The sequence below is a fragment of the Actinophytocola sp. genome (assembly GCF_035942955.1).
Lineage (GTDB): Bacteria > Actinomycetota > Actinomycetes > Mycobacteriales > Pseudonocardiaceae > DASYTH01.
Map to the genome: position 1 here is coordinate 23,485 of NZ_DASZCQ010000166.1, position 19,976 is coordinate 43,460.

The 19,976-nt window shown below is 70.6% G+C and carries 23 protein-coding genes; 10 read left to right on the plus strand and 13 right to left on the minus strand.

Annotation, left to right across the window (positions count from 1 at the left end):
• Positions 1-7 precede the first annotated feature (7 nt).
• The 8 genes from VGX25_RS16895 (at position 8) to VGX25_RS16930 (ending at position 7,434) form a co-directional block, all read left to right on the plus strand.
• Positions 8-1,414 carry an Nramp family divalent metal transporter gene (locus VGX25_RS16895; RefSeq protein WP_326918750.1) on the plus strand — a complete coding sequence of 469 codons (1,407 nt, stop codon included), beginning with the start codon at positions 8-10 and terminating at the stop codon, positions 1,412-1,414.
• A gap of 34 nt (positions 1,415-1,448) precedes the next feature.
• A complete protein-coding gene (locus VGX25_RS16900) occupies positions 1,449-1,934 on the plus strand; it encodes a hypothetical protein (RefSeq protein ID WP_326918751.1) in 486 nt (161 codons plus the stop codon).
• Positions 1,935-1,962: 28 nt separating this feature from the next.
• The gene (locus tag VGX25_RS16905) at positions 1,963-2,892 is read left to right on the plus strand and encodes a TerC/Alx family metal homeostasis membrane protein (protein ID WP_326918752.1); all 930 of its coding nucleotides are present in this window, start codon (positions 1,963-1,965) and stop codon (positions 2,890-2,892) included.
• Positions 2,892-3,692, plus strand: coding sequence for an ABC transporter ATP-binding protein (locus tag VGX25_RS16910; protein ID WP_326918753.1), 801 nt, complete (start codon positions 2,892-2,894; stop codon positions 3,690-3,692). Before VGX25_RS16905 ends, VGX25_RS16910 begins: the two co-directional genes overlap by 1 nt.
• A 223-nt stretch (positions 3,693-3,915) precedes the next feature.
• On the plus strand, positions 3,916-4,782 hold the full coding sequence (locus VGX25_RS16915) for an ABC transporter permease (RefSeq protein ID WP_326918754.1): 867 nt from the start codon (positions 3,916-3,918) through the stop codon (positions 4,780-4,782).
• Positions 4,779-5,612 (plus strand): ABC transporter permease, encoded by an 834-nt coding sequence (locus VGX25_RS16920; protein ID WP_326918755.1) that lies wholly within the window; start codon positions 4,779-4,781, stop codon positions 5,610-5,612. The genes VGX25_RS16915 and VGX25_RS16920 overlap by 4 nt, the downstream gene beginning before the upstream one ends.
• Before the next feature lie 12 nt (positions 5,613-5,624).
• Complete coding sequence (locus tag VGX25_RS16925) at positions 5,625-6,656, plus strand: ABC transporter substrate-binding protein (protein ID WP_326918756.1); 1,032 nt, start codon at positions 5,625-5,627, stop codon at positions 6,654-6,656.
• 13 nt (positions 6,657-6,669) lie between these two features.
• A complete protein-coding gene (locus VGX25_RS16930) occupies positions 6,670-7,434 on the plus strand; it encodes a fumarylacetoacetate hydrolase family protein (protein WP_326918757.1) in 765 nt (254 codons plus the stop codon).
• Here the strand turns inward: VGX25_RS16930 and VGX25_RS16935 are convergent, their stop codons facing one another.
• The 11 genes from VGX25_RS16935 to deoC all read right to left on the minus strand — a co-directional run bounded on the left by VGX25_RS16935 (position 7,435) and on the right by deoC (position 17,222).
• A complete protein-coding gene (locus tag VGX25_RS16935; RefSeq protein WP_326918758.1) occupies positions 7,435-7,617 on the minus strand; it encodes a hypothetical protein in 183 nt (60 codons plus the stop codon).
• Between the two features lie 77 nt (positions 7,618-7,694).
• The gene (locus VGX25_RS16940) at positions 7,695-8,435 is read right to left on the minus strand and encodes a GntR family transcriptional regulator (RefSeq protein ID WP_326918759.1); all 741 of its coding nucleotides are present in this window, start codon (positions 8,433-8,435) and stop codon (positions 7,695-7,697) included.
• A 110-nt stretch (positions 8,436-8,545) separates the two neighbouring features.
• Positions 8,546-9,838 carry an MFS transporter gene (locus VGX25_RS16945; RefSeq protein WP_326918760.1) on the minus strand — a complete coding sequence of 431 codons (1,293 nt, stop codon included), beginning with the start codon at positions 9,836-9,838 and terminating at the stop codon, positions 8,546-8,548.
• Between the two features lie 126 nt (positions 9,839-9,964).
• Positions 9,965-11,257, minus strand: coding sequence for a primosomal protein (locus VGX25_RS16950; protein WP_326918761.1), 1,293 nt, complete (start codon positions 11,255-11,257; stop codon positions 9,965-9,967).
• A 64-nt stretch (positions 11,258-11,321) separates the two neighbouring features.
• Positions 11,322-11,801, minus strand: a complete 480-nt coding sequence (locus VGX25_RS16955; protein WP_326918762.1) for a hypothetical protein — start codon at positions 11,799-11,801, stop codon at positions 11,322-11,324.
• Positions 11,798-12,205, minus strand: coding sequence for a YbaB/EbfC family nucleoid-associated protein (locus VGX25_RS16960; RefSeq protein ID WP_326918763.1), 408 nt, complete (start codon positions 12,203-12,205; stop codon positions 11,798-11,800). The genes VGX25_RS16955 and VGX25_RS16960 overlap by 4 nt, the downstream gene beginning before the upstream one ends.
• A 12-nt stretch (positions 12,206-12,217) precedes the next feature.
• Positions 12,218-13,384, minus strand: coding sequence for a C40 family peptidase (locus VGX25_RS16965; RefSeq protein ID WP_326918764.1), 1,167 nt, complete (start codon positions 13,382-13,384; stop codon positions 12,218-12,220).
• 130 nt (positions 13,385-13,514) lie between these two features.
• On the minus strand, positions 13,515-13,850 hold the full coding sequence (locus VGX25_RS16970; RefSeq protein ID WP_326918765.1) for a type VII secretion target: 336 nt from the start codon (positions 13,848-13,850) through the stop codon (positions 13,515-13,517).
• A gap of 118 nt (positions 13,851-13,968) precedes the next feature.
• Complete coding sequence (locus VGX25_RS16975) at positions 13,969-14,826, minus strand: aldehyde dehydrogenase family protein (protein WP_326918766.1); 858 nt, start codon at positions 14,824-14,826, stop codon at positions 13,969-13,971.
• The gene (locus VGX25_RS16980) at positions 14,819-16,252 is read right to left on the minus strand and encodes an aldehyde dehydrogenase family protein (protein WP_326918767.1); all 1,434 of its coding nucleotides are present in this window, start codon (positions 16,250-16,252) and stop codon (positions 14,819-14,821) included. The genes VGX25_RS16975 and VGX25_RS16980 overlap by 8 nt, the downstream gene beginning before the upstream one ends.
• Positions 16,253-16,256: 4 nt before the next feature.
• Entirely contained in the window at positions 16,257-17,222 is a 966-nt protein-coding gene (gene deoC / locus VGX25_RS16985; RefSeq protein ID WP_326918768.1) for a deoxyribose-phosphate aldolase, read from the minus strand.
• A gap of 37 nt (positions 17,223-17,259) precedes the next feature.
• Between deoC and VGX25_RS16990 the strand changes: the two genes are divergently transcribed.
• Positions 17,260-18,144, plus strand: a complete 885-nt coding sequence (locus VGX25_RS16990) for an alpha/beta fold hydrolase (RefSeq protein ID WP_326918769.1) — start codon at positions 17,260-17,262, stop codon at positions 18,142-18,144.
• 53 nt (positions 18,145-18,197) lie between these two features.
• Complete coding sequence (locus VGX25_RS16995) at positions 18,198-18,743, plus strand: TetR/AcrR family transcriptional regulator (RefSeq protein ID WP_326918770.1); 546 nt, start codon at positions 18,198-18,200, stop codon at positions 18,741-18,743.
• Here VGX25_RS16995 and VGX25_RS17000 read toward each other — a convergent pair.
• Both VGX25_RS17000 and VGX25_RS17005 read right to left on the minus strand, forming a co-directional pair.
• Positions 18,740-19,384 carry a DUF1707 SHOCT-like domain-containing protein gene (locus VGX25_RS17000; RefSeq protein ID WP_326918771.1) on the minus strand — a complete coding sequence of 215 codons (645 nt, stop codon included), beginning with the start codon at positions 19,382-19,384 and terminating at the stop codon, positions 18,740-18,742. The two genes, VGX25_RS16995 and VGX25_RS17000, sit on opposite strands and share 4 nt — an antisense overlap.
• Positions 19,385-19,403: 19 nt before the next feature.
• Complete coding sequence (locus VGX25_RS17005) at positions 19,404-19,751, minus strand: nuclear transport factor 2 family protein (RefSeq protein ID WP_326918772.1); 348 nt, start codon at positions 19,749-19,751, stop codon at positions 19,404-19,406.
• Positions 19,752-19,976: the final 225 nt, after the last annotated feature.

Below are 19,976 nucleotides of genomic sequence, written 5' to 3' on the forward strand. Positions count from 1 at the left end.
GGAACCCATGCCGATCCGGAAGCTACCCGAGGCCCCGCCCTCGATCCACCTCCTCGGCCCGACCGTCTTCCTGGTCGCGCTCGGTGTGGGCATGGGCGAGTCCTACATGTGGCCCCGGCTGGTGCTGGTGTTCGGCCCGGAGATCAGGTGGCTGTTCCTGATCGGCGTCACCCTGCAGGCGGTGGTCATGCTGGAGATGGCGCGGTACGCCATGGCCACCGGGGAGAGCATCTTCACCGGTGCGGCAAGGGTTTTCAAACCCATCATGTGGTTCTTCTTCATCGCGGCCATCCTGGTCTACATCTGGCCGGGTCACCTGTCGGCCGGAGCCGGCGCCTTCGAGGAGATCACCGGCATACCGTGGACAGTGACCGCGTGCGTTGTGCTGATCCTGATCGGGATCGTGTTCAGCCTCCTCAAGGTCATCTACAACGTGCTGCAGAACGTGCTGGCCATCCTGATCGGCGTTCTCGTCATCGGCACGTCGATCATCGCCTCGCTCGTCGGCAGCTGGGCGGACCTGTGGGCCACGATCGAGGGGATGTTCCACTTCGGATACTTCCCGAGCGAGGCGATGTCCGCGGCCTGGTTCCCGATCATCGTCGGGTCGATCGCGTTCGCCGGCCCGTCCGGCATGCAGCAGATGTGGTACACGCTGCAGCTGCGGGAAAGCGGCGCGGGCATGGGCGCGTACGTGCCGCAGGTCCGCGGGCTGGCGCACGCGGCCGGGGAGGAGAAGATGCCCGCGCGCGGCTTCATGTTCGACACCAGCGATCCCGAGGAGATGAGCAAGTGGCGGGGCTGGCGGCGCTGGGTGACCTGGGATGCGCTGCTGCTGTTCTGGGGCATCACGATGCTGGTGACGATCTCGTTCACCGTGCTCGCCCAGGCCGCGGCCAGGGAGAACCCGAACGTGCGGGAGCTGATCGAGAGCGGTGACCGGGACGCGGCGCTCAGCGCGATGTCGGACTCCTTCGCCGTCCTCGGCGGCTCGTTCATGGGCGGGCTGTTCTTCGGCTTCATCGCGTTGATCGGGCTGAACGCCACGCTCGGTCTGTTCGACTCCTTCTCCAAGGGGCAGGCGGACATGACCTACTTCCACGTGCCCGGCGCCCGCCGGTTCAAGCTGTCGCACCTGTACGCGGGCTTCCTGTGGGGCGTGATCACGTTCGGCATTCTCATCCTGCTGTTCGGGCCGGTCGACGGTCCCACGAACGTGCTGGACATCCTGGCGTTCCTGTCCACTTTCGCCATGGGCGCCTACTGCATCGTGCTGCTGCTGGTGAACAACCGGATGCTGCCCAAACCCATCCGGCCGAAGCTGTGGACGAACCTGGTGATCGGGTTCGGCGCGGTCTTCTATCTCGGCATGCTGCTGTACAGCCTGTTCCGGTTCGGCGTGGTCGTGAGCTGACATGGAGCGCGCACGGGCTCGAAGCCTGGCGGAGGTGGCACTACCCGGCTTCGCCGTCGGGCTGCTGGCGGGAGTGGTAGCCGGTGGGTTGGCCGTCGTCGTCGGTCAACCCACCGACTGGGCGGCGGTCACCGCGCTCACGCTCGGGCTGCCGCTCGCCCTCCTCGGCGGGGGCTACGGGTTGCTGATCGCGTTCGGCAGGGTGCGGCTCGGCGGCTTCGCGCCGGCCGCGCTGTACTGGCTGATCGGCTTCCCGCTGTCCAGGCTGCTGCAGGAGATGCTCACCGGTGTGGTGCTGGCCGGCCGGCCCCGCATTCCGCCCGACCTGCTGGGTTTCCTTGCCTACCAAGGGCTGGTGAGCGCGGGCTTCGCGATCGGCTTCCTGTGGCTGCACGAGCGGCTCGCCCCGCGCTGGTGGCTGCGGGTGGCCGAGCACAACCAGCTGGCCGCCGATGTCTTCGCGCGCTACGCCGAGCACTCCAGGGCGCTATCGGAGGCGAAGCGGGTCCGCAGGCGGTAACGCGACGCGCCACTACTACCGAGAGGCGATGATGAACCTTCCCGGCTGGGTCTGGCTTGTCACCGTGGCCGGTCTGAGTGTCGTGATCATGCTGGATTTCTACATAGTGGCACGGAATCCGCGCCAGCCGTCGATGCGAGAGTGTCTCGGCTGGGTGTCCTGCTACGTGCTGATGGCCGCGGTGTTCGGCCTTGGCGTGCTGGCGTTCGCCGGGCCGCGGTACGGCGGCGAGTTCTTCGCCGGCTGGATCACCGAGTACTCGCTGTCGGTGGACAACCTGTTCGTGTTCGTGCTCATCATGAGCTCGTTCGCCGTGCCGAGGGCCAAGCAGCAGACGGTGCTGTCGATCGGCATCATCCTGGCGTTGGCCCTGCGCGGTGTGTTCATCGCGGTCGGCGCCGAGGCCGTGGCCCGGTTCGACTGGCTGTTCTACGTGTTCGGCGCGTTTCTGCTCTACACCGCGTGGAAGCTGCTGCGCCACAAGGACCCCGAGGACGAGGAGTTCCGGGAGAACCTCGTGGTGCGGCTGGTCCGGCGGCGCGGCGGGCGGTGGATCACCCCGATGCTGGTCGTGATGGTCGCCATCGGCACCACCGACCTGCTGTTCGCGCTCGACTCCATCCCGGCCATCTTCGGCCTCACCCGGGAGCCCTATCTGGTCTTCACCGCCAACGCGTTCGCGCTGATGGGGTTGCGCCAGCTGTTCTTCCTGATCGGCGGCCTGCTCGACCGGTTGACGTACCTGAACACCGGCCTGGCCGTCGTGCTCGCCTTCATCGGGGTCAAGCTGATCGTGGAGACCCTGCATCAGGACGGGGTGAGCCGGGCGCCGGAGATCCCGATCCTGATCTCTCTCGCCGTGATCGTCGGCACGCTCGTGCTCACCGGCGTCACCAGCCTGATCGCCGCCCGCCACCGGAAGCCGAGCGAGGAACCGGTGCTGAGCAAGGGAGCGTGATGACGGAGGCGGTTCGACTGGACCAGGTCTACAAGGCGTTCGTGCCGAGCGGCCGGGCGGCCGAGCCGTTGCTCGCGCTGGAGGATGTCACGCTGGCCGCCCACCCGGGGGAGTTCATCGGCCTGATCGGACCGTCGGGCTGCGGCAAGTCCACCGTGCTCAACCTGCTCGCCGGGCTGATCCGACCGTCGGCGGGGCAGGTGTACCACCTTGGCAAGCCGGTCCGCGGCATCAACGACCGGATCGGCTACATCACCCAGGACGACAACCTCCTGCCCTGGCGGTCGATGCGCGCGAATGTCGAGTTCGGACTCGAGTTGCGCGGCGTCGGCAAGCGTGAGCGGCGGGAGCGCGCCAGGGAGCTCATCGAGCTGGTCGGCCTCTCCGGATTCGAGAACCACTACCCGCACGAGCTGTCGGGCGGCATGCGCAAGCGCGCCAGCATCGTCCGCACGCTGGTGTATGACAGTCCGGTGGTGCTCATGGACGAGCCGTTCGGCCCGCTGGACGCCCAGACCAGGGTCATCCTCCAGGACGAGCTGCTCAAGCTATGGGACCTGCGCCGCCCGGCCGTCCTGTTCGTCACCCACGACCTGGTCGAGGCGATCGCGCTCAGCGATCGCATCCTGACGTTCACCGGTCGGCCGGGCCGGATCAAGCGCGAGCACGTGGTCGACCTGCCGCGGCCGCGGGACGTCTACCGCATCCACGAGCTGGACCGGTTCAAGGAGCTGTACGACGCGCTCTGGACCGACATCCGCGAGGAGATCGCGGCGGCCAACGAGGGCGTCTCGTCATGAGCGGAGCTTGCGGAGCGAACCATTCGACACTCCTGCGTCTTGGAGGAACGAGAAGACGCAGGCTTGGCGGAGCTTGCGGAGCGAACTATTCGGTACTCCTGCGTCTTGGAGGAACGAGAAGACGCAGGCTTGGCGGAGCTTGCGGAGCGCATCATCGAACACTGCCCTGCCGCCGAGGAACGAGGCGGCGGGCTCGCCGGCACCGAGCTTGCGAGGTGACGGTATGAGTGTCCTTTCCAGACAGTCGGGCGAGGTCCGCCCCGCGGGTCCGCGCACCGGCGCGGTGCTGGCGGCCGACGTCCGCCGGGCCCGCCTGGCCGCCCGGCGCGAGCGGATCACCGTCTACGGCGGCATTCCCGCCTTCGGCGCGCTGCTGCTGATCCTCTGGGAGTTCGGCATCGGGCACCTGATCGACCAGCGCTACGTGAGCCGCCCGTCGGAGATCGCCGCCAGGCTCGCCGGCCTCGTCGTGGACGGCTCGCTGGCCCGGCACGTGTCCACCACGATGACCGAAGCCGGCCTCGGCTACCTCCTCGGTGTCGCAATCGGACTCGCCGCGGCCATCACGCTGGTGGCGCTTCCGGTGCTCGACGAGGTGGTGGCCCCGTTCATCGCCGCGTTCTACTCGATCCCCAAGATCGCGCTGGCGCCCCTGTTCATCATGTGGTTCGGCCTGGGCACGACGCCGAAGATTCTGCTCGCCGCGTTGATGGTGTTCCTCATCGTGCTGGTGAACACGGTCGCCGGCGTCCGGTCCATCAGCCCGGGCCTGATCGACGTCTCCCGGGTCATGGGCGCCGGCGGGCTCACCCTGGTGCGCAAGGTGGTGCTGCCCGGCGCCGCGCCGGCGGTCGTCGCGAGCATCCGGCTGACCTTCTCGCGGGCCATGGTCGGCGCGGTGCTCGGCGAGTTCATCGCGGCGACCCAAGGGCTCGGCTTCCTGATCGTCCGGGCGTCCCGTCAATTCGACACCGCGACCATGTACGCCGGGATCGTGGTCGTGGCCGCGCTCGTGATGGCGGTCAACGGCGTGGTGCGGCTGATCGAGGCCTGGGCGATGCCCTGGAGCACCGGGCAGGTGCACGGATGAACGCCGCCGATGTGCTCCGCACCGAACGCCGCCGGGCCGTCCGGCACCGCCGGACCCGCCGGGTTCTGGTGCTGCTGAGCCGGATCGGTCTCGTCGGCCTGCTGATCCTGGCCTGGGACGCGGCATCCGGCACGCTGGTGCGCCCGTTCTTCGTCAGCACCCCCGAGGCGGTCGGCAGGCAACTGGCGTTGTGGCTGGGTTCCAGCGACTTCTGGTTCCACGCCCACTTCACGCTGACCTCCGCCGCGCTCGGCTTCGTCGCCGGTGCGGTCGTGGCGATCGCGCTCGCCTGGCCGCTGGCCCTGCACCGGGCCGCGTACCGGATCATCGAGCCGTACTTCCTGATGGCCTACTCCGTGCCCGCGGTGGCGCTCGGCCCGGTCTTCATCCTCTGGTTCGGCATCGGCCTGCTGCCCAAGATCCTGCTCGCCGCCTACTTCGTGTTCTTCGTCGTGTTCATCAACGCGGCCGAGGGGATCCGGCAGGTGCCGAGAGGACTGCTCGAGGTGAGCAAGGTGATGGGCGCGTCGAACTGGCAGCTGCTTCGCCTGATCATGCTCCCCAGCGCCCTGCCGTACATCCTGGCCGCCCTGCGGGTCACGCTTCCCGCGGCCATGATCGGCGCCGTGGTCGGCGAGTTCATCGCGTCGAACCGCGGGATCGGCTACCTCACCCGGGCTGCCGCCGGCCGCTACCAGACCGCGGGCGTGATCGCCGGGACGATCGTGCTCGCCGCGATCGTGCTGCTGCTGAGCGTCGCGCTGCGCCCGCTGTCCCGCGCGCTGCGCTGGCAGCCCGACGTCAAGCTGCGCGGCGGCGCGGCCACCTAGTTGGGAGGACAGATGCGAATCAGGAGCGGTGTCGCGGCGTTCGCTGTGCTCGCCCTCGCCATGGCGGGATGCGGCGGTGACTCGGACGCCGGTGGTGCGAGCGGGACGACGACGATCAAGGTTGTCTCGGCCCCGAACGTGTTCCTCGCCGCGCTCTACGTCGCGCGGGACGACGGGCTGTTCGCCAAGGAGGGCCTGACCGTCGAGATCGTCCAGGTGGAGTCCGGAAACGACAGCATCGCCGGCCTCGCCTCCGGGGACGCGCAGTTCGCCGACGTCGGCTTCGAGGACCTCGTGGAGATGCGCGAGCAGGGCGACGACTCGATCGTGATCGTGCACGACATCCTGGACCGGGTCACGCTGACCCTGGTGATGCGCAAGGAGATCGCCGCGAGCAAGGGCGTGACCGAGCAGTCGCCGTTGGCCGATCGGCTCCGGGCGCTGCGCGGGCTCAAGATCGGCATCACCTCGCCGGGCGCGCCGACCGACACCTACATGCGCTACTACCTGCGTTCGGTGGGGCTGAACCCGGACCGCGACGTCGAGATCATCCCGGTCGGCGGCGCCTCGTCCCTGCTGGCGGCGCTGAAGAACGGCCAGATCGACGCCTACCATCTGTCCCCGCCGACGCCCTACGTGGCGGCCGAGCAGGGTTTCGGCACCGTGCTCATCGACGGGCCCAAGGGCGGCGTCCCCGATCTGGACAACTTTGCCTACACCGCATGGGCCACACCGCGGCAGTGGGCGGATGCCAACCCGGACAAGGTGTCCGCGTTCAGCCGGGCGCTCAACGCCGCCACGGCGAAGGTCAAGAGCGACCCGGAGGCCGTCGTCGACCAGATCCTCGACGACCTCGGCAGCGACCAGCGCGCGGCGATCCAGCGCACCGTCACGGGGATGAGCTCCGCCCTGTCCGACAACGGTTGCCTCGACGCGGCGACCGTGACCAGGACGCTGGACAAGATGTTCGAGCTCAAGATCTTCGAGGAGCGGGCCGACCCCGCCGAGGGTGCACTGTGGACGAACAAGTACAACAGCTGCTGAGAGGATGGGACGTATGCGAATCGTCAGGTACGCCCATGGCAACGAGCCACGGTGGGGTGTGCTCGGGGACGACGACAAGGTCCACGCCGCCGAGGGCGAGCCATGGCGCGACCTGCGTGCCGGCCCGGTGGTCGGTGCGCCGGGCGAGGTGCGGCTGCTGGCGCCGGTGACGCCGAGCAAGATCGTCTGCGTCGGGCGCAACTACGCCGACCACGCCGCCGAGCTCGGCAATCCCGTTCCCGAGGAGCCGCTCATCTTCCTCAAGCCGCCGTCGGCGATCGTCGGTCCGGCCGACGAGATCGTCCACCCGGCCCGGTCGCGGCGGGTGGACCCGGAAGCCGAGCTGGTCGTGGTGATCGGCCGCTCCGGCCGGCGGATTCCCGCCGCCGAGGCGATGTCCGTCGTCGGCGGCTACACCTGCGGCAACGACGTGACGGCCAGGGACCTGCAGAAGAGCGATCCACAATGGACGCGGGGCAAGGGGTTCGACACGTTCTGCCCGCTGGGTCCGTGGATCGACACGGAGTTCGACCCGTCCGACGTCCGGGTCACCTGCACGGTCAACGGCGAGGTCCGGCAGGACGGCCGAACCCGCGACTTCCTCTTCGACATCCCGACGGTCATCGCCTACGTGTCCGACTTCGCCCGCCTCGAGCCGGGCGACGTCATCATGACCGGCACCCCGCCCGGCGTGCGCCCGGTCGCGGTCGGCGACACGATCACCGTTGCGGTGGAAGGGCTTGGCGAGCTGACGAACACCGTCGTGGCCGACGGTTAGTCAGGACGCGATGCGCTGCTCCTCGTCGGCCCGGCGGCGCAGGAACGCCTCGACCTCGGCGGTGGGCTGCTGGTTCGCCTTCTCCATGGCGACCGCCAGTGCCAGGCCGAGGGTGCGGCCGTCGGCGTTGATGCCGCGCGGATCGCGCCGAACATAGTCCAGGATCGTCTGCCAGGTACGCATTTTCTATCACCTCCTGTGCTGGGGCGTCATCAGGTTGCCGGCCACCGCTCGAGCGGGGCCGCAGATCTGCAAGAGGCTCAGTTGCGACGCCGGCGCCGGGACAGCGCGAGCACCTGTGGCTGCTCCGCGGCTTCGCCTTCCTTGTCCCGCTGCTCGAGATAGGACTGACGGGTGCGCTCGGTGTGCTCGCGCATGATCCGCTCGGCCAGCGGCGCGTCGCCCTTCTCGATGGCGTCGATCAGCTTCTCGTGCTCCGCCCAGGAGCGCTTGCCGCGCTGCCGGGCGACCGGCGTGTAGTACCACTGCACCCGGCGATCGACCTGGGTGGCGAAGTCGAGCAGCACCTTGTTGCCGGACAGCTCGGTGACGCAGCGGTGCAGGGCCGCGTTGGCGGCCACCATGCCGTCGATGTCGTCACTGTCCAGCGCGTCGATGCCCTGCTGCCACAGCTCCCGCAGCCGCGCGACGCCGGCGCCGTCGGTGTTCAGTGCGGCGAGCCGGGCGGCCTCGGCCTCCAGCAGCGTCCGCACGGCGAGCAGCTGGTCGGCCTCCTCGTGTGTGGGCGCGTGCACGAACGCCCCGTAGCCCGGCCGCAGGTCGACCCAGCCCTCGTTGTTGAGCCACTGCAGGGCCTCGCGCACCGGCTGCCGCGAGACACCGAGGATCTCCGCCAGCTCGCTCTCCACCAGGTGCTGGCCGGGAGCGAGACGCCGCGAGATGATCAGGTCCTGCATGGCCTGGTAGACGCGCTCCCGGAGAGGAACCGGGCGGTCGATCCGGCGAGCCGCCAGGTCCTTCGGCAACTCGGTCGGCTGCATGGTGTCTCCAACGGTGAGGTGGGGCGACGGCGACCGTGCGCGATCTTCGTCGACTGCCTACAGCATACAATGAGCGAGCGGCCGGCTCGGCGTGAACGCACTCACAGCGGTCATCCTGCCAGGTGAGGCCGGGTGGCCGGGCCGGGAAGGACCGGTGTGCGACCGGGTTGCCGCAGCCGCTGGCACAGCGCCGCCGATCCGAGGGCGAGGGCCCCGGCCACCAGGAAGACCGGGCCGAAGCCCCACGCGGGCGTCGCCAGCGCGGCCAGCCCGACTCCGAGCACCCCGCCGAACGCCTTGGCGCTGTAGACCACCCCGTGCGTCTCCAGCGCGCTGCGCTCCCCGAAGTACTCCCGCGCCAGGCTGGCGAACAGCGGGTAGAACGCCCCGCCACCTGCGCCCGCGACCAGGGCCGACACCACGAGCAGCGCGGTGGATCCGGACGTGGCCGCCCCGGCGAAGCAGACCTGGCCGGCGCCGAGCAGGGTCAGCACCAGCCCGAGCGTGCGCACCCGCCCGACCCGCTCGGACAGCCGGATCGCCAGCGCCCGCCCGCCGCCGTTCATGCCGAGCAGCAGCCCCGTGCACACCGCGACCACCGCGACACCGGCGTCAAGGCGGTCCCCGAGCAGGGCCAGGAACGTCACGTCGAACAGCGACACGGCGCTGGCGCAGAACACGATGGCGTACATCAGCGTCAGCACCCCGGTGTGCACGGCCTCGCCCGCGGAGTACTGCCGCACGGCGCGCGGCTCGCGCACCGCCCACTCGCGCGGGTCGAGGTGCGGCGGCCACCAGTCCGCAGGCGGGTCGCGCACCAGCAGCCCGGCCGCGGCCACCACCGACCCGATGAGCACCGCCGCGACATCCAGCGCGACCGGCAGCGGGGCGAGCAGGAACGCGACCGCGAACGGCACCGACCCGTACGCGAAGGCCCCGGTCACGACGCTGACCTTGCCGGCGGCCCGCTCCGGGTACCACTTGGCCACGGTCGACGTGCACGTGGCGTAGACCAGTCCGGCGCCCGTCCCGCTCAGCACCGAATACCCGAGCAGCGCAACGACTCCCGACCCGTGCGCGAGCGCGAACGGCCCGAGCGCCACCAGCCCGGCGCCCGTGATCATCGTGGCCCGCGGCCCGATCCGCCCGCGCTCACGCAGGAACGCCGCCGGAAACCCGGCCCCGGCCTGGAACACCGTCCACAGCGCGAGCAGCCACAGCAGGCCGGCCAGCGACCATCCCCTGGCGAGCAGTTGCGGGACGAGCGAGCCGAACCCGTACTGGAGCACCCCGATCGCCGCCATCGCCGCCCAGGACGTCCACAGCATCCAGTGCCGCGGGCGCCCGGTGAGCTCCTCGGCGTCGGGCCCGACCCGATAGGTCCGGCCAAGGAAATCGAGCACGCCCGAGGTCCCCATCGCACCTCCGACCCGTAGGCTGCCACCTTCCATACTGCATACAGTCTACAACCGCAGGTCAACCGACGTGAGTCTTTCTGGGGCTATAACCCACGAAAGACTCACGACCCCTCAGTGCGTGCGCAGCCGGTCCTCGAATCCTCGAACCAGCGCCTTCCACGCCTCCACCTCGGTGTCGAACGGCGGGCTGGGGGCCAGCCTGGTCGGGTCGGGGCGGAGGATGAACGACACCAGCCAGCCCAGGCTCTCCGACTGGGACAGCGCCTCCGCGACGGACTTGTCGCCGGCCCAGTCGGCCGCGTCGGTGAGCAGCTCGACGGCGAGGTCGAGCTGGACGGGATCGACGGTGTCGGGCCCGCCGGACAGGTCCTCGTCGAGATCCTGCAACACGTAGGTGTTGTCGAGGTCGACCTCGATCGTCAGGCTGCCGTCCGTGGCCTTGACGGCGACTTCGTCCCAAGTGGACACCTCGGCCAGATCGTTGCCGTTCTCAGGCGGGTGCGCGAGGTACCGCGCCAAGGCGCGCGGTGAGGAGAACACGTCGATCTGCCCGTCGGAGCCGAGGAACACCGGCTCGTCGTCGAGGTAGCAGCGCAGCGTGTAGTACTCCGAGCCGCCGGTGATGATCTTGATCGGATCGATCCCCACCTCGGCCCAGAACCCGACCGGCTTCGACTCCTCCTCCTCGGTGTCCTCTTCGGACACCTCGCCGTCCACTGTGTCTACTTCGGACTCCTCGACGTCCTCGTCGATGTCCTCCGCGTCCTCGGCGTCCAGCGCGCTCGCCGACTCCTCGGACTCGGCCTTGAACGCGGCCAGCTCGTCGGTGGTCTGGTCGAGCATGGCGGCGTCCACCTCGGGAACGGTGACGAGCGAGTCGAGGGCGTCGAGGACCTCGTCCCAGCGCTCGGAGATCGTCTCCGCCAGGTCGGTCCACAGCCGCTCGCCCTCGCGACCGGTGAACGGGTAGGTCCCCTGCGCCAGCAGCTGGAAACCGTCGGCGGCGCCCAGCACCTCGTGCACCTCGTCGAGCTCGCAGACGTCGGCCAGCGAGCGGACGATCGCCACGATGTCGGCCAGCTCGCCGACGGTCCAGGTGTCCGGCTCCTCCGCGACCAGCTCCGGCACCCCGACCAGGTCGTACTGGTGCGTCTCGTCCGGAATCAGCTCGGCGACGGCCAGTCCCGGCACCACGTCCCAGGCCGGGTGGTCGATCAGGTCGTGCTCCTCGGCGGTGCGGACGAACGCGGCGAGGTGGGCGGCGTCCGGGAACGCGTAGAGATCGTCCTCGTGCCCGAGGAACGCCTCCCATTCCTCACCGTCCTCGCGCCAGCGCGGCGCCCACAGCGTGACGAGATCGCCCTGGGGCAGTCCGAGCTCGATCGGAACGATGTCCTGAGCCATTGGAGGTCCTCCTGGTGAGCGCACCAAACGACGGAAGCCTACGGGGTGGAGGTGAGATCAGAGATTACCGGTCGGACCGAAGCGAAGACACGTCGAATGCCAGCGGGTCGTCCGGATCGAAATCATCGGCCGGGGTTGCCGAATCGGTCGCCTCGCCCGGAGCCGGCGCCGCGGGGGCGGTCGGCGCCGTGTCCCAGCCAGCGGCTCTGGCCGGTGACGGTCCGATCAGCGCCTCCAGCTCCGCGGTCGCGTTGTCGCCGAGAACCAGGGCGAGCTCGTTGAAGCACCGCTGCTTGGCGAAGTCGGTCGCCAGCCGGGCCGCCTCGATGATCATCCGGCCGAGCTCGCGGCCCCCGAACGACATCGCGGCCGGGTGCAGCGTGAGCGCGCGCAGCTCTCCGCTCGCGTTCGTGGTGGCCTGCACGAGACGGCGCTGGTCCATCGCGACGCCCGTGGTACCGGCGATGATCTCCGGCAGCCGGTCGCTCGCCGCCCGGCGCTGCTCGGCCCGTGCGACCAGCTCCTCGGTGCGCGGTTCGGTCACTGCTGCCTCCGGATCATGTCCAGCACGTCCACGTCGGCGTCCTCGGCCTCCGCGGCCGGCGCGATGCCCAGCCGGGCGAGGCTGTCGGTGACCTCGCGGTCGACCAGCCCGCGGATCGACCGGTGCAGCTTGGAGTTCGCGTCCCGGGTGGCCCGCTGCGCCAGCTTCACCAGCTCGGCGGCGAGCTGCTCGGGCCGCATGGTCAGCGCCGCGTGCCCGATGTCCAGATCCACCAGCCGGCCGCCCGGCCCGACCGTCACGGTGATCGCGCCGTCCTGGGAGGTGGCGCGCCCGGTGACCGGACCGCTTCGCCGAATCTGCGCCGCGACTCGCGCGCCGGTTTCCCGGATCTTCCGGTCCGCGCGCTCGATCTCGGCGTCGAGGCGGTCGCTGTACTGGCTCATCGAACTGACAAGTTAGCCCGTCGGCCGGTAGAAACCCAGAAACGGCATGCCGATGTTGGACGTCCGGATGGGGTTGATCTGCACCGGATCCCCGGCCTCGATCATCTGTCCGTTGCCGACGACCATGGCCACGTGGCCGTCCCAGACCACCAGGTCGCCGGGCAGCAGCTGGCTGGCGTCCGGGACCGACGCGCCGATCGCCTGCGCGGAGGAGTGCCGCGGGATCTCCAGGCCGGCGTTGCCGTAGGCCCACGAGGTCAGCCCGCTGCAGTCGGTGCCGGCCGGCGGGTTGGAGGCGCCCCAGACGTACGGCGTGCCCAGCGCGCTGATCGCGTTGCGCACGGCCTGCGCGGCGATCTCGTTGGGCGCCTCGGCCGAGCTGCCGTCCGGCAGGTTCACCCCGACGCCGCTGCCCGGCTGGGGCGGGATCGCGACCGGAAGCCGGGGCCCGACCGCGGTGCCGCCACCGCCGCCACCACCCCCACCGCCGCCGCCGGATCCGCCGCCACCGCCACCGCCGGAACCGGAGCCACCCCCGGCGCCCCTGCCGTCGCCGCCGGGCCCGGCCCCGCTGCCGTCGGCGTAGGACGGGGAGGTGGTGCCGACGTCGGCCGGTCCGAGCTGGCCGCCGAGCCCGCCGAGCGAGCCGACGTCGACCGCGGCCATGCCGGTGAGCTGGGCGATCAGCGGAGTGAGCTGGTTGCGGACGCCGTCGAGGGCCTCGCCGGTCTTGGTGGTGTACTCGTCGGCCAGGGCGCGCACGTTGGCGTAGGCGCGCATGGCCCCGCCGTCGTCGCCGTTGGCCGCCGCGGCCGCGGCCGCCTCCAACATCGGCGTCGCCCTGCCGATGAACTCGGTGATCAGCCCGTCGATCGTGCCGCGGCCGGTGGTGACCGCGGTGGTCGCCGTGCTGGCGACCGAGCTGGCCGTGGTGCTGTTGGTGGCCAGGGTGGTCATCGCGGTCTTGACCTTGCCCGTGCGGTCCTGGAACAGCCCGGCCTGCTGCCCGTACCAGCCGCCGAGCGCGGCCCGCACCGCGCCGTCGTGCCGGCCGTCGATCTCGGTCAGCGCGGTGCTTGCCTGCCGGAACGCGTCGGCCGCGCTGGTCCCGCTGCCGGTGTCGCCGTCCAACTTGGCGCGGTGGTCGCGCATCGGCGCGACGTAGCTCTCGATGCTCACGGGTGCACCTCGCAAGCTCGGTGCTGGTGATCCTGTCGCCTCGTCCCTCGGCGAGGGGGAAGCGTTCGATGATTCGCTCCGCAAGCTCCGCCGAGCCTGCGTATCGAATGGTTCGCTCCGCAAGCTCCGCTCATGTCGGCTGCCCCGCCCGCCGCACGTTGGCCGCCGCGTCCTCGTCCTGGTGCTGGTAGCCGGTGAGCCCGGCGCCGACGGCGCCGGCCAGCTCGGCGATCCCGGACGCGGTCGCGGCCACGCCGTCGAGCTGGGCCTGCGCCGCGGTCTTGAACGCCGCGCTGAGCCCCACCTCGGAGCCCAGCTTGCCGAACGCGTCGTCGGGAATCGTGTTGGCGCCGCTCAGGGTCGACGTGCCGACCGAGCGCACCTCCTCGGCGATCCGGCCGGCCGCGGTGCTGTAACCGCGCAGCGCCTCGTCATCGACGTCGACGCGATCCCTCTCGCCCGCCATGGACCCCTCTCCCCATCGTGTGCGCAGACCTGTAGCAAGACTGCCCTATGACGGGGTGTCCGTGCGGGAAGTTCCTCCGATTGGTGGCAGTGCAGCACCCCCGACTCGGGCGGGAAGCTCACACCCCCATCGGGTGCCACACGGTCTTGGTCTCCACGAAGGCGCGCAGCCGGGAGATGTCGGGTTGGCGGGTCCAGTCCGGCTCGCCGCTGCGTGCCCGCAGGATCCGTTTGACGGTGCCGGCCGCGGCGCGCTCGAGATCGGTGCGCAGGCTCTCTGGCGCGCCGGTGAGGTCGAGGGCGTTGACGTCGGCGTGCGAGGCGAGCCACGGGGCCAGCTCGGCGGTCCGGCCGGTCAGGATGTTGACCACCCCGGCGGGGACGTCGGAGGTGGCCAGCACCTCGGACAGGGTGATCGCGGGCAGCGGCCGGTCCTGGCTGGTGATCACGACCGCGGTGTTCCCGGTGGCGATCACCGGGGCGAGCACGCTGACCAGCCCGAGCAGCGAGGACGACTGCGGCGCCAGCACGCCGACCACGCCGGTGGGCTCCGGGACGGAGAACGAGAAATACGGGCCGGCGACGGGGTTCGACGCGCCGAGCACGGTCGCGACCTTGTCCGACCAGCCGGCGTACCAGACCCACCTGTCCACCGCGGCGTCCACAATAGACTGACTGCGCTTGCCCTCGCCGGCCGCCACCTCGGCGATGAACTGCTCCCTGCGGCCCTCAAGCAGCTCGGCCACCCGGTACAGCACCTGGCCGCGGTTGTACGCGGTGGCGCCGGACCAGCCGGGAAACGCCTTGCGGGCGGCCGCAACCGCGTCCCGAACGTCCTTTCGGGACGCTTGGGCGGCGTTGGCGAGGAAGGCGCCCCGTGCGTCGCGGACGGGGTAGGACCGGCCGGACTCCGAGCGGGGGAACGCCCCGCCGATGTAGAGCTTGTAGGTCTTGGCGACCGAGATACGGTCAGGCATCGAGGTAGGCCTCCAACCCGGTCCGACCGCCCTCCCGGCCGAAGCCCGACTCCTGATATCCCCCGAACGGGGCGGTCGGATCGAACCGGTTGAACGTGTTCGCCCACACGACGCCGGCCCGCATCCGTTGCGCCGTCCACAGGATCCGGGAGCCCTTCTCGGTCCAGACCCCCGCGGACAGGCCGTACGGCGTGTTGTTGGCCTTGGCCACGGCCTCGTCCGGGGTGCGGAAGGTGAGCACGGAAAGGACCGGGCCGAAGATCTCCTCGCGGGCGATCCGCATGGCCTGGCTGACGTTGGCGAACACCGTCGGGGCGAAGAAGAACCCCTTGTCCGGCACCGGGCACGGGCTGGTCCACCGGCTCGCGCCCTCGGCCTCCCCTGAGGAGACCAGCTCACGGATCTTGGTCAGCTGCTCCTTGGAGTTGATGGCGCCCACGTCGGTGTTCTTGTCCAGCGGGTCGCCGATGCGCAAAGTGGACACTCGGGCGTGCAGCTTCTCGATCAGCTCGTCGGCCACCGACTCCTGGACGAGCAACCGGGATCCGGCGCAGCACACGTGGCCCTGGTTGAAGAAGATCCCGTTGACGATGCCCTCGACGGCCTGGTCGAGCGGCGCGTCGTCGAACACGATGTTGGCCGCCTTGCCCCCCAGCTCCAGGGTGAGCTTCTTGCCGGTGCCGGCGGTCGAGCGCTGGATCAGCTTGCCGACCTCGGTCGACCCGGTGAACGCCACCTTGTCCACGTCCGGGTGGTTGACGAGCTCGGCGCCGACGTCGCCGGCGCCGGGCACGATGTTCACCACGCCGGGCGGAAGGCCGGCCTGCTGGATGATCTCGGCGAGCACCAGCGCGGTCAGCGGCGTGGTCTCGGCCGGCTTGAGCACGACGGTGTTGCCGCAGGCCAGCGCCGGCGCGATCTTCCACGCGGCCATCAGCAGCGGGAAGTTCCACGGGATGACCTGGCCGGCGACGCCGAGCGGCCTCGGGTCGGGCCCGAGGCCGGCGTAGCCGAGCTTGTCCGCCCAGCCGGCGTGGTAGAAGAAGTGCGCCGCGGCAAGGGGAACGTCGACGTCGCGGGACTCCTTGATGGGCTTGCCGTTGTCCAGGCTCTCTAGCACGGCCAGCTCGCGGGCCCGCTCCTGGATCATGCGCGCGATCCGGAAGATGTACTTTGCCCGCTCCGCTCCAGGCATCTTGCCCCACACCCGGTCGTAGGCGCGCCGGGCCGCCTTCACCGCCCTGTCCACATCGGACGGTGCGGCGGTGGACACCTCGGCGAGCACCTCCTCGGTCGCCGGGTTGATCGTCTTGAGCGGCTCGCCCGCGCCCTCGACGAACTGACCGTCGACGAACATCCGGTAGTCCGGCTTGAGGTTGGCGATGTCCCGGGATTCGGGCGCCGGGGCGTACTCCCACGTCGTCATCGTTCTAGTCCACCGTCACGTAGTCCGGGCCGCTGTAGTGGCCCTCCAGCTGGGTTCGCCGCTGCATCAGCAGATCGTTGAGCAGGCTGGATGCACCGATGCGGAACAGGTTGGGGGACAACCATTCCGGCCCGGCCACCTCGTGCACGGCGACCAGGTAACGGATGGCGTCCTTGGTGTTGCGGATGCCGCCGGCCGGCTTGACCCCGCGCCGCTCGCCGGTGGCGGTGTGCCAGTCGCGCACCGCCTGCAGCATCACGTGGGTGACCGGCAGGGTCGCCGCGGGCGCCACCTTTCCGGTGGAGGTCTTGATGAAGTCGCCGCCGGCCAGCAGCGCGAGCCAGGACGCCCGGCGCACGTTGTCGTAGGTGACCAGCTCGCCGGTCTCCAGGATCACCTTGAGGTGGGCGGTGCCGCACGCCCGCTTGACCGCGACGATCTCGTCGAAGACCTGGCCGTACCGGCCGGAAAGGAACGCGCCGCGGTCGATCACCATGTCGATCTCGGTCGCGCCGGCCTCGACCGCCGCCTCGGTGTCGGCGATCTTGACCCGCAGCGCGGCGCGGCCGGACGGGAACGCCGTCGCCACGCTGGCCACGTTGATCGGCGCGCCGTCCAGCGCGGCGACCGCGGTCTCCACCAGGTCGGGGTAGACGCAGACGGCGGCGACCTGCGGCACGTCCGGGCGCTCCGGGTCGGGGCGGCGGGCCTTGGCGCACAGCGAGCGGACCTTGCCGACCGTGTCCGCGCCCTCCAGCGTGGTCAGGTCGATCATGCCGATCGCGGAGTCGATGGCCCACAGCTTCGACGCCTTCTTGATGCTGCGCGTGGCCAGGCCCGCGGCGCGCTGCTCGACGCCGACCTGGTCGACGCCCGGCAGGCCGTGCAGGAACCGGCGCAGCGCGGTCTCGTCGCGGGTGGCGTCGGCCAGCGCGGGTGGTAACGCCTGCTCCGGCGGTGCGGTTGCCATGGCGACGAGTCTAGGCGGGCCTGTACATACATACGGTATGTATGTTTTACTCGAGACCGTGGCGATCAGCGCGGAACTGGGGACGGAGCACACGGTCGAGTTGACGGCGGGCACGATCCGCTACCGGGAGCGGGGCGCGGGCCCGCCGGTCGTGTTCGTGCACGGCCTGCTGGTCAACGCGGATCTGTGGCGCAAGGTCGTCCCGGCGGTCAGCCGGGAGCACCGGTGCCTGGCGCCGGACTGGCCGCTCGGCGCGCACACCGACCCGATGAAGCCGGACGCCGACCTCACCCCGCCCGGCATGGCCCGGCTGATCGCCGAGTTCCTCGACGCGCTGGACCTGAAGGACGTGACCGTGGTGGCCAACGACACCGGCGGCGCGCTGACCCAGCTCCTGATGACCCGGCATCCCGAGCGGATCGGCCGGGTGGTGCTCACCCCGTCGGACAGCTTCCAAAGGTTCTTCCCACCGCAGTTCAACTTCCTCACCCGGCTGCTGCGGGTGCCGGGGACGACCTGGCTGCAGACCCAACTCCTGCGGCTCAAGCCGTTGCACCGGCTGCCGTTCGTGTTCGGGCTGCTCACCAGGCGGCCGATCCCGGAGTCCATTGTGGATTCCTACCCTGGCGCCGAGCCGGCGCAGCGCCGGTGTGCGCCGGGATCTGCGGGCGTTCGTCACGTCCGTGCACCGGCGGTACACGCTGGCCGCGGCGGCCGCGCTGCCCGATTTCGACCGGCCGGTGCTGCTGGCCTGGGCGGCCGAGGACCGGCTGTTCCCGATGTCCCTCGGCCGGCGGCTGGCCGCGGTGCTGCCGGACGCGACCCTGATCGCCCTGCCGGACAGCTATACCTTTGTGCCGGAGGATCAGCCCGACCGGCTGGCCGAGCTGATCGTGGAGTTCATCGGCGGGAGGAGAGCTGACCGGTTCACCGCGCAGCCAGCGCGACCGTTCCCGGGCAACAAGGGCGGCGCTGATGCGGGCGGCCCGCGGGCTGTTCGCTGAACGCGGCTACGCCAACGTGTCCGCGGACGACATCGTGTCCGCGACCGGGCTCACCCGGGGCGCGCTGCACCACCACTTCGGGGACAAGGCGGGTCTGTTCCGGGCGGTGTTCGAGGAGCTGGACGCCGAGCTCACCGCCGAGCTGGGGTCGGTGGCCGCCGGGGCGCCGGACACCGTCGGCGCCATGGTCGTCGGGGTCGGGGCGTTCCTCGACTTCTGCCGGCGACCCGAGGTGGTGCGCATCTGCCTTTCCGACGCGCCGGCCGTGCTCGGCTGGGAGACCTGGCGGGCGATCGAGGCCGAGCACGGCCTCGGGCTGATCACCGGCATGATCGACCGGGGCATCGCGGAGGGCGTGATCACGCCGCAGCCGCCGGAGGTGCTCGCCCAGCTGGTGCTCGGCGTGACCATCGAGGCGGCGCTGCTGATCGCCAACTCGTCCGACCCGGAGGCGGCGCGCCGGTCGGTGGAGCCGGCGCTGATCACGATGCTGTCCGGGCTGCTGGTGTCTCGTTAGGACTCCAGCTCCGGGCGGCTCTTCCCGAGCTTCCTCTTCTTGGGTCGCTTGACTTCTACCCCGCCCATCATGGCGAAGCCGGTGATCTTCACGACCGGAGCGCCCGCCACCTCGCCGACCCGGGCGCTGTCCTCGAAGGCGCCCATGAAACCGACGCCGTTGACGTACACGGTGATGTCGTCGGGGACCACGATGTCGATGCCGCCCATGAGGGCGAACGCCTGGATGGTGGTCTCGCGGTCCTCGAAGCGGGCCTGGGTCAGGTCGATGTCCACTCCACCCATGACCGCGACCGCGTTGAACGTCGGTGGGACCGTCCAGGCGCCGTTGCGCGTCGTGCCCGACATGATCGCGACCGCGGCCGACGACGTGCCCCGGCCGCCGATCCGGTCGTTCGGCACCGCCACCGCGCGCTGCGCGGCGACCGGGGCCGGCGCCTGGGCGACCGGCAGGTCGCGGGTGAGCGGTTGCAGCTCGCCGATGGTCTTGGCGGCGTAGACCTTGTCGAGTCGCTCCTCGAGCTCGGTGACGGTGAGCCGGCCCTCGGCCATCGCGTCGTGGAGGATCTTCGCGATCCGCTCACGGTCGGCGTTGGACGCCCGCAGCTCGTGGGGTTCCGGTACGGCAGGCAGGTCGCTCACGTGCGCGAGGGTATATCCGTCACGCGGACGACGCGACCTCCTGGGTGAGCGTGACGACGCTGTGGGCGACCAGACCGTCGCGCATGGTCAGCCGCAGCCGGCCGCCGCCGGCGCCCTCGGCGTCCCAACGGAACGTCACCTCGTGCACATCGCCGTCGGACCGGCAGCCGATCGCGGTGATCGTGTCGTCCGGCGGCGCCTCGCGGTATCCGGCCTCGACCGCCTCCCGCCCGCACAACGCCGGCACGGGCACGTTCATGAACTGCACCACCGCGTCCTCGGTGAACCCCTCGGCGAACCCGGCCCAATCCCCGGTGCGGACCGCCTCGTTGAACCGGGTCAGGAACGCCCGCACTGTGTGATCCATTGCGACTGCCTACTACGTCCGCCGCGGTTATTGCAAGGCCGTGACCGGCCCGATCCGGTTAGGCTCGCGGCCATGTCCGAGATCACGCGGCCGGTGTCGTTCCGGGTCGAGGAGGGCGCCGAGGCCGGCGCCCAGCAGTTGATCAAGATCCTCGATCTCCAGGCCGCGCTGCCGGGCGTGCGGCGGTTGCGCGACTGGGCGCGGGAGACGCTCGGCGCGCGGCCC